Genomic DNA, 11,984 nt, shown 5'->3' with positions numbered 1-11,984 from the left:
CATTCCACTTGTTGCTTTAGGAATCCCATTGTCCCCAATGGCTATCGGACCTGCCAACGCATTATTTAACGCACCTCCAGTATTTACTCTCGAACATAATATGCATCATGTCCTCTCGACCTCAGACTTTGTATGGGCTACATTAATTGGTGCAATAATCGCTTTGCTGCTTACGTTCTATGTAACGATAAAGTTTTCACAGCAAATTTGTGCCTTTGTATTTAAACGAGTTCCTCATGAAGCAATGCTTGGGTTATTCTTCGGGTTGGTTTTGATGCTTGCTTTTATGGATGCAGGGTGGATCAATATCGGCGGTGTGCTGCTCATCGGATTAGTAGCGGGAATCCTTCATCGCTGGGGAATCAACTATGGTGTTCAATTTATGGTGTTGTATGCCGCTCCTTGGATCATCAGTAAGATTATTGGCGGGTAGTTTCACTTGTTTTCATAGAAGCTGGAAATACCATTTTTAAAAGGGAGAAAGGTGTATTTTGAGAATGGATTTTAGTAGGGGAATCACGAATTCTTTCAACTCGATCTAATTTCCTGCCGCGGGTCCGATTCCGATTATCACTTTAATAATGAACTGCCAGTTTTTGTGCCTCTTCATCGCGTAGGAAGAGACTTAAGAACTGGCTTTTTTACTATTTTCTGTAGCAGGAGGCGAGAAAATAAGCAATTAATTGGAATTTCAACCGCCTGTAGTTCCACGTGGTCGGTCCTTTAAAAGACTTTTTAAAAAAACAGACGCAAAAGAGGAATAATGAGAGCAAAGCAACTATATTATATATAAATATCATTTAATGGGGTGGAGCAGATGATACGGATAATGAAAACGAAGTGGCATAAGTTCTGGTATCTTACGTTCAATTACAGAATTCATTTAAACCGTCACCCGTCGAAAAATGATAGGTACATAGAGAAATCAACGTACCATTGCAGTAAACTTATAAAATGTCTGAGTAAGTAGTAGTGGGGATTAATTTTATCAAAAGACTCTTCGTTTGATTTGATCCCGTGCAACATAAGTACCAAGTTCCGGTAGTGTCTTACAACAGATCATATTAAAAGAGTCCATAAAAAAGAGTCAAGAGGATGTTCATCAACCTCTTGACTCTTTTTGAATATCGCCTTCCTTGTTCAAGAAGACATTGATCATGAAAATAAAAGTGGGAAAAACAAATGAAAACAACGGAACATTTGATTCCGCCAGCTGAAACGTCAAGGTTAGGAATAAAATTGCATCACTCATCGAAAATGATTCAGAATGCTTTCGTATTCCGAAAATAATGAAAAAGAGATAACAAAGTAATGCGAGAAGTCCATTTAGATGAAGGAAACTTATAAAAGTATTATGAGCTTTGTATCCTTCAAACCTGGGTATCCCGATGGTTTCCGGCCCCCAGCTCCCAATCCCGAATAGAAGTGATGACATGTCTTGTGATACATTGTTCATATAAGCTGACCACAAAATATCACGATATGATAAAAGATTGGTGAATAAAGGTGATGATATATACGTAGGGATTGCCACCAGAATAAAACCTGAGATTAATAATATCGTAAATAACAACCTGGGTTTCTTCCATTTGGCATGTGCATACATAAAGACAGGAAGGAAGAAAAATGCAACGAGTGTTGTTTTCGCATCAGATAAATAAATCAGGGTAAATCCAAGGATATATATAATGACCCGCACCATGATTATACGTTGAGAGATAAAAAGCCAGATGAGAAATGGGGCGAGGAAAAAGCCGAATGTATTCTCGTTCAATATCTCATTTGGTGCAATGATCTTTAAGTGAGTTGCTCCCACAAATAGTATTCCAATCAAAAAAGCTCCAAAGTAGAGCCTGTTCAATACAGAAATCAGGATGTCACGTTTAATCATCATCACAATGAAAAACGTGGTGAGGAAAATACTCAACACCTCGACACTGTTCATCAATTTAGTCATATGGTTACCTTCGGGAAAAAGAATAACCAAAGCCGCATTCAACCCAACTATCCCAAAAATAAAAAGAGCGTTCCACTGAACTGCAATCTTGAGTTTTTCTTTGTAAAAAGAAAAAAATACAGAAAACACGAAAAAAAGTAAATACAAAGCGAACTGAGCATCCGGTATCATTTTTATGAATGCTGCAGGGGCAAACGGTTTGTAATAATGAAGAAAACCGATTAGAAAGAGAATAAAAGCCAAAAACCATTTTTGTAGGTTAAAACTACTAATTAGTGAATTCATTCCAAGTAAAAAACCTTTCAATAAATTTTGTCCGTTATTATATTAAACAAGTTAATAGGAAAGTGCAATAGCACTATGAATATATGAAGGGAGAGGTAATGTGAAACAATTTATCGCGTTTGACATAGGAGGTACACATATTAAATACGGGATTGTGCGTGAGGATGGGAGCGTGTCCGCCAGCTTTTTGGCTGATACAGAAGCTCACCTTGGCGGACACTCGATTGTTCGAAAGTTAATCCATTTGAGCCGGGAGCTGCTAAAGAGTTATGAAGCGGAAGGAGTGGCCATCAGCACCGCCGGCAGGGTGGATGCTGAGAAAGGGGTCGTCCTGGGTGAAAGTAAAAATATCCCGGGGTATAAAGGGATCGAACTTAAGAAGTCGATTTCAGAAGAGTTAAATCTCCCCGTCGAAGCAAGAAACGACGCAGACTGTGCCGCATTGTGTGAACACTGGCTGGGGAATCATCGGGCTGAGAATTTCATCATGCTGACGGTCGGTACCGGGATAGGCGGGGGGATCATCATCAATAATCAGCTTTACACGGGACATTCATTCAGTGCCGGGGAATGGGGCTATATGCGAATAGAAGGTTCGCAGTTTGAAAAAACAGCTTCTATTCCAGGTTTGATCAGAATGGCAAAAGAGTACAAAGGTGAGGGTGAGTGGACCGGGAAAAAGATTTTTGATCTTTATGACCAAGGCGACCCGGAGATGGGGAAAGCTGTTGCGACATTTTATAAGCATCTGGCAATCGGCATTTCCAATCTGCTCTATATATTCAGTCCCGAAAAAGTCGTGATCGGCGGGGGAATGGCGTTAAGAGGGGAGTTATTCCTGAGTGAAATAAAAGAAGAAGTGAAGAAATATACGGTCGAAAGCTTCTATAACCGGACGGAAATCGTGCTTGCCAAGCATCAGAACCACTCCGGGATGATCGGGGCCGTCTATCACTTTATGCAGCGGGACTAGGGGACAGGAACCCTGTCCCGCTTTCTTCATATAATTGGGACAATGAACCAGTCCCCCCGTCCCGCTTTTAAAGACATTTTAAGGACGAGTGGTTAGGGATATGTTTAGTAGGAGGATGTTGATTGATTCTGGAGTAGGGAGTGAGTTGGAGTGAAGTCAATTTCGTACTATAACAGCCATGTCACGACTCGTTTTGCTGTGGAAGAGTTACGGAGGCTGTTCATGAAAGCGGGAATCGGGTTAGATGTGAATCGAGGGGACGGTCACGAGAACCAGCCTGGTGCCATCTTTATCATGCTTGAAAAGGAGTATCATAATTCCCCGTTATGTATGTCGCCTTTAATCCTGAGCAAAGATGGATTTGCGGTGATTGATGAGGGGGAAGCCGTTTGCATCGTCGGGAAGGAGGAGCGTTCATTATTATATGGCGTGTATTCTTTTTGCGAGAAAGAATTGGGATACAGCTGGGTTCATCTTCATGAAAGTAGACGTGTCTCTTATCAAAAAAATGCGGCGGGTGTACAGAACCCCCTCTTTTCCAGGCGGGGCAACGTTATTGAAAACGTCGACGACCCCATATACATAAACCGTCTGATTGACTGGGGCGTGAAAAACGGATTGAATGAATTCTTTTTCACCTTCTTTCTATGGGATAAGGTGAAGAGCTATGTGGAAGCAGAGCTGGTCAAGCGGAGCATGAATGTCACACTTGGGGGGCATAGTCTGGCATTTCTAACGGAAGAAATGGGGACGCAGCCGGAACATTTTTTAAAGGATGCCGAGATGCAGGATCACGTGATCGGCCGAATATGTGAGATTTGCGCGGGATCGCCTGTTGTTAACAGAGTGTCGTTATGGCCCGAAGATTGTGGGATCAACCAGGAGGAGTACAGCCATTTTATGCCGGGTTATATTGCTTTCTCGGAAAAGTTAAGTTCTTCTCTCAAAGAGTTGAATATCAAAGTGGAGCACATTGTCTATAATGCCGGTCTTGAATGGAATATGCTTGAACGCAAAGCAGGAACAGATGCCTCCAGGGAAGCGGATGTGCTGTACGCCTATTGGGGAAGGGATTATTCAGCGTCCATTCATGAGACGAGTGAAGAACAGAGGCGTGCTGCCGCCAGTTTGATGGATTGGAGAACCGAAACCGAGATCAAGGGAAGGTCCTTCACCGTGCTGGAATATTACAGTGATCATTTCATGCTGAGTGAATTATTCCCGCCGCTATTGAACAGGATGAAGCAGGATTTGGAGGATTACAAGAAGCTGCAGGCAGACGGGGTCCTGAATCTGATTGTGCCCTGTCATATAAAGCCTCACTTAATAGGGACCACCGCTGATTATCCATGGAAATGGATTCATGGGCTGAATAACTTTATTTATGCCGGCTTGAGCTGGGGAAAGGAGTTTGACAGTTTACTGGACGCATATTTTTCCCCGCTTGGAGAGAAAAAAGAGACATACATGTCGATCATCCTGGACTTGGAGAACATCCTGGCTAAGCATACGGCGTGGAATGTCCCGTTATTCCCCGCACGTCTCGTTGATCCTGAAAAAGTGAAGGAGCGGGCAGCCAATGAGGAAATCGTCAGCTGCCTGGATGAAGTGATCGATTTCCTTGAGGGGCATACACCTCCTGTCAGAGAAGGGTTACTGGGCATTCAAAACAAGGATAACTTCGATTCATTTTCAACGGAAGAAATGCTGCAGATTTACTTCTATTATGTAAAGAGAACAGCTGCCAGGTGTAAACGAGAGTGGCAAGGGGGAAATGTGAATGGACTTCAGTCAGCTTCGGTATTATGAACCTTCGAAAGAGAAAGCCGTGATGGTAAAAGAAGACCTGATTGTCTACGGGGCAACTCCGGCGGGCATCACTTGTGCGATCCAGGCAAGGAAGATGGGGTTGTCAGTTGCGATCGCCGAATTCGGCAGGCACATCGGGGGCATCACAGCCAGCGGGCTTGGTGCGACAGATTTCGGTGCAAAAGAGGCGATAGGCGGATTATCCAGGGAGTTTTATAGAAGAATCGGCGCGTATTACGGAAAAGAAGAACAATGGACTTTCGAGCCGAAAGCGGCGGCTGCCGTGTTCAGAACCTGGCTGGACGAATATGAGATTCCTGTCTATTTCAATCAGCACCCGGAAGAAGTCGTGATGGATCAAAACAAGATAAAGCGGATCATCATGGAAAATGGAAGTGTGTTTGAAGGCGGCTGTTTCGTCGATGCCGGCTATGAAGGAGATCTCATGGCGAAGGCAGGTGTTGCCTATTCGGTAGGACGTGAATCCAATTCCACATACAATGAAACGTATAATGGGGTCCGTTTTGGTGAACCCCATCATAAATTTGAAGTGCCTGTAGATCCGTATGTGAAAGAAGGAGACAAGAGAAGCGGCCTGCTCGAAGGATTGACGGAGCTGGAAGCGGTAACAGCTGATGAAGCAGGACAGGGGGACGGCCGGATCCAGGCTTATAATTTCCGCATCTGTTTAACGAAAGATCCCGGGAATTCTATCCCATTTCCTAAACCCCCGAAGTATGAGCCGGAAGCCTATACGCTGCTGCTCCGTTATATTAAAGCGGGTGTGTGGGACGCCATGAAACTTCATATTATGCTGCCGAATGGCAAATCCGATCTCAACAATCATGGGGCGGTATCGACTGATTATATAGGAAAGAATCATGCATGGCCGGATGGCGATTACGAAACAAGGGAAGAAATTTTTCAGGAGCACTTCAATTATAATCTTGGGATGCTCTATTTTCTGAGCAGCGATGAACGGGTTCCGGAGTCCATCCGGGAAGAGGTGTCACAGTGGGGTCTTCCGAAAGATGAGTTCACCGGGACAGGTCATTGGCCTCATCAATTATACATCCGGGAGAGCAGGAGGATGGTGTCCGACTATGTAATGACGGATCGCAATTGCCTTGGAAAAACCATCGTGGAAGATTTGATCGGGTTGGCCTCCTATCAAATGGATTCCCATCACTGCAGGCGGGTCGTCATTGACGGAGTGTGTGTAAATGAAGGGGATGTCGAGGTTCCCATCTCCCCTTATCCGGTTTCTTACCGCTCGATACGCCCCAGGGCAGACGAATGCTTGAATTTATTGGTGCCTGTATGTTTATCAAGTTCTCATATCGCCTATGGTTCCATCAGGATGGAACCGGTGTTCATGATTATCGGTCAGTCGGCAGGTGCGGCAGCGGCTCTCGCTTTCCACGGGGGTACTTCAGTTCAGGAAGTGAAGTATCCGCTGTTGGAAAAGGTACTGTTGAATGCGGACCAAGTGTTGGAGTGGGATGAATCACTAGAAGATGATCCGTTGGACCGGATGAAAAAGACGTTCGGCAAGGGGGCAACATTGGGTCGAATTGACACTAAATAATTGGCCCATATAAATTGTACGAATTAAAAGAGTCCCGGATTGGTGCGTTTCACCAATCCGGGGTCTATTTACTTCATCACAGTTCTATTGTTCCGAGAGCGAGCTTTATTTTTAAGTCGTGCTTAACATCGGGATCCTTGGCTTTTTTCAGCTGTTCCGAAGCTTTTTGAAGATGTTTATCAGCTTGATCGGCATCGCCTTTGTCGCGGTGATGGATTGCCTGTGTAAGTGAGTTGACCAGTTGTTTTTCAACAGAATGTTTGATGTTGCCATCCTGCCCTTCCTGGATGATCAGGTCTCTGGCTGATTCCAGTGTGTTTTCCAGTACATCGATTCGCATTAAATCACTGCTGACGGTATAGTATATGTTGCCGTCGTCACCCACTGTCATGAGTTCTGTTTCGGCAAGGGTCTCAAAATCCAGTGAATCCGGGTCGATCGCCGTCAATTTCCCTGCCAGCGTTGTATACATCACGCCGTTATCATCCCAGCGGATGTGAATAGGGCGCCATCTTCCATAATTCGTCACGTCCTTATAGATGGTTTTGCTTTTCACCACTTCTAAAGACTCAGGGTCCATGGCAAAAATCGTCCCGTCTGCTGCCGACCATAAAAGTCCGTCCGGACCGACGCTCATACCGCTGATCATGCGGGGGCTGTAGTCCAATCCAGGGATGTCCGGAACAAATTCGTTCATTACTTCATTCTTTTCCAAATCCCATACAAAGATTTTCGCTGCTTCTTCCGTCGGATCGATTCCCAGGCCGCCTGCAATCGTGGTGGATCCGAAAAGTTTGTTTCCATTTTCAGCGAGACCGACAATCGCCTGATTATGAATGACGTTTTCAAATACTTGTGAGCTCTGCGGTGCTGAAGGGTCGACGATTGTCAGTGAGCCGCCAAGTTTACCGTAATCAGGGATGGTGCCGATATAGAGTTTATCATTCACCGGTTCCATTTCAAATGGTCTGTCCTGATGGGGGATATCAAAAATCTGTTTCGGTGCGAACGTGTCCTTTGTTGTGTCCATCTCAAAGACGGTTGCACCGGAATAAACACCGAAGTACATGTTGCCGCCAATCGAGGCCATGCCCTCAGCCTGTCCGAGAGTGAACATTTCCGAAGTATCGTCACTCGGACGATAGACCGCTCCTTTTCCACCAGGATAGCCGCTCATGTACATATTCCCATCCGGCCCCTTTTCCAATGTTTGAATCGGGATCGGATTTCCTGCCACCGGATATTGAATTGTTTTTACTTTTTTTGTTTCAAGGTTCATGAATGTGACTTGCCCTGCGAATTGGATGGTCACAAGTGAATATCCCGGAAAATCGGGATCGCCCTCAAGCTCCACCCATGTTGTATTCCGAATGAATGTTCCAAATCGGACACCGGTATCAGATGCTTGGAGTGTTTCGTAATCAATTTCCATGATACGGCCGCCTTGCTGGAAATAGGCTTTATTACTTCCCGGAAGTCCCTGAATGAGCCGGAGCCCTTTATTATTCTCATAGTAAGTATCTTCCCACTCATTCGTTTTCGTGTTGTAAAACAGAAGTGAGTTATCTCCGCCTCCGACACCTGCTGCAATATAGTCACCGAATGCATCCATCTGCCAGACGCTGGATCCTTGGACAACATGATCCGGGAGTGCGACCGCCTCATACTCGCCGGTTTCCACATCCAGTTTGACCAGCCGGTTATCAACACCGACACCAAGATATAAATATCCGTCATGATAGGCAGTGGATCGGGTGTAGCTTTGTCCGGGGGCCACAGTGCCGTAATCCCGCATTTTCCCGGTATTTGGATCATACATTCCAGCTTTCGCATTCGGATAAGACCCAAAGTATACACGTCCTTGTTCATCATAGGACAGCCCGTATACGACTGTTTCACCTATACTGCCGACATTCTTTACTTCCTGCGTTTCAGGTGAGTACTCATATAAATAACCGTTGCCGCCGATATACACATTTCCATTCGGTACCGTGATATGAGTCCAGACTGATCCTGTCCCCTCAAGAGGATAGGTCCTTAGTACTTCCCGTGTTTCCAGGTCTACCACCTGAAAAATGGCCGGATGCCCTGAAGCTGTTGTATACATGACGTCATGTCCATTTTCCTTCCCGTATGCAGAATCATACACTGCGACGCTTTCGATGTGATTGCCGAGATTGACAGGCTCACTAAAACTGCTACTCGTTTGTGCCGCAGCAGGACCTGCCGGTGTGAACATGGAGCCGATCATCATGATAAAAGCCAATGAAACAAAACAAAGCGCTTTCACTTTCTTCATTCTCCCATCTCCTCCAGATATTCGTTTGCGAAGACTTCACCTAAACTTATTTACACCGCCTTTCTAACTAATTAAAATGTTTCCGCATGTAAGTAAGCGCTTTCCTTGGAGGTGAAAGTTCCACCCTGCGATGAAAGCATCGTCTGCTGTTATTCCTATTTTTAGTGATTTAGAACTGGGGAGACAAGTCTTTTAATGGTCGTAATGTTAGATGGGTCATTATACCTGTGTGTGTGAGGGTCTTTTGTAATGGCGGCTAGTGTGGGGCTTAGAAGTTAAGTTCAAACTTATTCTTATGTAAATCCGGTCCCGGCTATTGCAAGGAAATCAACAGCGGTGAAACGAAAAAACCGCCATCCAGGCGGCTCTGACATCCATTTATTATCCTCTATGCTGTTGTTCTGAATAGGTATTGTTCATTTTTCTTTTCTCCACTTTTTCGAATGCCCTCAGGCTGATCCACATCACTGCGAGTGAAAGGACACTTCCTGTGAATAGGGGAATGATGCCGGGCAGCAGAGAAGCGGCTCCATATAAGAGGCTGCTGGCAACAAGAATTTGAATGGCTTCGAATGGAGAAGTCAAGGCAATCAGCAGTGTCTGTTTCAAAGTCTTGAAGAAAGGCAGATCAAAATGGACGTAAACCGGAAAGAAAAACAGCAGAGTGATGATGTACCCGATCAATATCAGCACAAGCACAGGAACAAGGAAAGTAAGCCTGCCGCTGTTCAGGCTGATAAAGGTAAAGTCATAATAGAGGATATATCCAATTCCAATGAAAAGAAGAGAATAGCCGTTCGATTGGATGAACTCTTTCTTATAGACAGCCCAAAATGTATGGAAAACAGGAACCTCATCCTCCCGATGCAGCCATTTCCGCACGATCGCAAACATTGCGATCGTGGCAGGGAAAAGTCCGAACATCACCAGTCCGGTAAAGGTGAACAAAATCCACAGCAGATTGAGATATGCCAGCTTCAGCATACCGTATACGATTGTATTAAACCTGTCCCATCCTCCCACAATTTTCACCCCTTCTGTGATTTAACTATACGGTACGTTTTGATTGGATTGCAAACATTTTTCCCATTATTCTAAATACTTAAAAAAGAGATCTCAGAGGTTTGTATTAAAGACAATTAAGAGACTTGTCTCTTTTAAAAAAACAAATTAGACTTGAGGAAAGGTTATGAATATTTTTACAATTCTAACGCAGCATTGGAATCTCGACGTTCATTCTGCAAAAAGTAATCGTGAAAATGACAGCGTTTACCATGCTGTACAGAGTTCAAGGGGGTGGATGAAGGATAACGGCAGGGTTTTCAGTAACTAAAAAACAAAATAGAAAAGGGGATCATTCATGAAAAAATTGACGTTTCTCTTAGTCTTGGTCATGGGACTCTTCCTGATGGCGGCATGCAGCTCTAAGGATGAAAAGACAGGAGGCAAGGCGGGTGACGGAGAAGTTTCCGGTGAAATCACCGTCTGGGTTCATCCATATACGAGTGATGCAGATGCCGAGAAAAAGATGTGGGATGAAATCGTTGCATCCTACAAGGAAAAATTTGATGTTGATGTGAAAATCGAAACAATCCCGTGGGCAAATCGGGACCAAAAAGTACTGACAGCATTAGCTGCCAATAACGGTCCTGACGTGTTCTACGCCATTCCGGACCAAATGCCTCAATATGCAGATGAAGGAATGCTCCTTGAACTCGATCCATACTTGAAAGATAACGATATGGATGATTTTGTCGATACAGCCTTGCTCTCAACGAAGTGGAAGGATAAAACGTATGGTCTTCCGATCCTGCAGGAAGCCTACACCCTCTTCTACAATAAAGAAGTCATCGACGCAATCGGAGAGGACCCTGAAAAACTCCCTGCAACGTGGGATGAGTTCTCTGCTTGGGCTGAAAAAGCGAAAGACAAAGGGTTCTACGCACTCAGCTATCAGGGTGGAGGTTCTATGAACGGGACATTGTATCCATTCCTGTGGCAGGCAGGCGGAGAAGTCATCACCCAGGATGATGAAGTTAAGATCAATGATGAAGCGGGTGTGGAGGCTTTCGAATTCATTAACAATATGTATGAAAAAGGCTGGATCCCTGAAGACTCTGTAACGGCAATGGAACATGATGCTTTATGGAACGGCGGTAAAATGCTCGCCGTACAGGGGTCGGGAATCTCTTTGACAAATCTGCAAAAGAGCGGACTGGATTTCGTCATCGCACCGCCTCTTAAACATAAAGAGCAGGCAACATATGGTACAACAGGGATGTTCGTGGTTCCTTCCAATACTGACAATCCGGACGCAGCAGCTGAGTTTATCAAAGTGGTGACGAATGCTGAAAATCAACGTAAATTTAACACGCTGACACAGTATATTCCTGCGCGTGAGTCAGCGAAAGATATCTTTGATGATCAGAAATATCTGGGTCAGCTTGCTGAGTATACTCAATATGCACAGCCGGGGGTCATCCACCCGATCGGCCGTTCCGTCATGCCGGGCATCCAGGCAGAGGTGCAAACGATGATGGCGGGGGAGAAAACGCCTAAGGAAGCAGCGGATGCAGCTGCTGAAGCGGTAAAAGCGGAACTTGCAAAGCAATAGAGTTTTAGACAGGGAGTACTGATCTCTAGGAGATTGGTACTCTCTGTTTCCTAACTTACATAAAAAGAAGGTGATGAAACTGATTAGCACAGAGACGGTTAAACGTGAATTGAAAATGAAAAATAAAAAATTGCCTTTGAAAACACGAATCAAGCGTGAATGGGATCGGAACGCGATTGTGTACATCTTTCTTATCCCGACATTAATTCATTTCTTGATTTTTCAAATATTCCCGTTTGCATTCAGTTTTGTATTGACGTTTTTGGACTGGAAAGTCATTGGTGACCCTGAATTTGTTGGTCTTAAACACTGGATGAGGTTTTTGGAAGATAAATTAGCATGGAAAGCCATATGGAATACGGTTCTTTTCTCATTGTATTATATTGTCCCGACCATGGCCCTCGGGTTGATTCTCGCCTTGATCATCAATTCGGGTGTATGGATGAAAAGCTTTTTTAA

8 protein-coding genes and 1 pseudogene are annotated in these 11,984 nt (G+C 44.6%); 6 read left to right on the top strand and 3 right to left on the bottom strand.

Annotated features, from left to right (window positions below):
- Nucleotides 1–433 (top strand): annotated as a pseudogene (locus HP456_RS13300) (tripartite tricarboxylate transporter permease); the annotation flags it as partial.
- A 669-nt stretch (nt 434–1,102) separates the two neighbouring features.
- Here HP456_RS13300 and HP456_RS13295 read toward each other — a convergent pair.
- Nucleotides 1,103–1,957, bottom strand: a complete 855-nt coding sequence (locus HP456_RS13295; protein ID WP_172251839.1) for a hypothetical protein — start codon at nt 1,955–1,957, stop codon at nt 1,103–1,105.
- Between the two features lie 385 nt (nt 1,958–2,342).
- Between HP456_RS13295 and HP456_RS13290 the strand changes: the two genes are divergently transcribed.
- The 3 genes from HP456_RS13290 to HP456_RS13280 all read left to right on the top strand — a co-directional run bounded on the left by HP456_RS13290 (nt 2,343) and on the right by HP456_RS13280 (nt 6,612).
- Nucleotides 2,343–3,215 carry an ROK family protein gene (locus HP456_RS13290; protein ID WP_172251837.1) on the top strand — a complete coding sequence of 291 codons (873 nt, stop codon included), beginning with the start codon at nt 2,343–2,345 and terminating at the stop codon, nt 3,213–3,215.
- A 150-nt stretch (nt 3,216–3,365) separates the two neighbouring features.
- A complete protein-coding gene (locus tag HP456_RS13285) occupies nt 3,366–5,024 on the top strand; it encodes an alpha-glucuronidase family glycosyl hydrolase (RefSeq protein ID WP_172251835.1) in 1,659 nt (552 codons plus the stop codon).
- The gene (locus HP456_RS13280) at nt 4,996–6,612 is read left to right on the top strand and encodes an FAD-dependent oxidoreductase (RefSeq protein ID WP_172251833.1); all 1,617 of its coding nucleotides are present in this window, start codon (nt 4,996–4,998) and stop codon (nt 6,610–6,612) included. The genes HP456_RS13285 and HP456_RS13280 overlap by 29 nt, the downstream gene beginning before the upstream one ends.
- Nucleotides 6,613–6,688: 76 nt before the next feature.
- Here HP456_RS13280 and HP456_RS13275 read toward each other — a convergent pair whose 3' ends face one another.
- Nucleotides 6,689–8,911, bottom strand: a complete 2,223-nt coding sequence (locus tag HP456_RS13275) for an FIMAH domain-containing protein (protein WP_216663278.1) — start codon at nt 8,909–8,911, stop codon at nt 6,689–6,691.
- 381 nt (nt 8,912–9,292) lie between these two features.
- A complete protein-coding gene (locus HP456_RS13270; RefSeq protein ID WP_172251831.1) occupies nt 9,293–9,934 on the bottom strand; it encodes a YesL family protein in 642 nt (213 codons plus the stop codon).
- A gap of 337 nt (nt 9,935–10,271) precedes the next feature.
- Between HP456_RS13270 and HP456_RS13265 the strand changes: the two genes are divergently transcribed.
- Both HP456_RS13265 and HP456_RS13260 read left to right on the top strand, forming a co-directional pair.
- Complete coding sequence (locus HP456_RS13265; RefSeq protein WP_172251829.1) at nt 10,272–11,525, top strand: sugar ABC transporter substrate-binding protein; 1,254 nt, start codon at nt 10,272–10,274, stop codon at nt 11,523–11,525.
- A 73-nt stretch (nt 11,526–11,598) separates the two neighbouring features.
- On the top strand, nt 11,599–11,984 hold a 386-nt coding region (locus tag HP456_RS13260), incomplete at its 3' end, for a carbohydrate ABC transporter permease (RefSeq protein WP_376766213.1).

The organism is Bacillus haikouensis, from assembly GCF_013179555.1.
Classification (GTDB): domain Bacteria; phylum Bacillota; class Bacilli; order Bacillales; family Bacillaceae_B; genus Rossellomorea; species Rossellomorea haikouensis_A.
The sequence above is the reverse complement of the archived record's forward strand: the minus strand, read 5'-3'. Positions and strand labels throughout refer to the sequence as shown.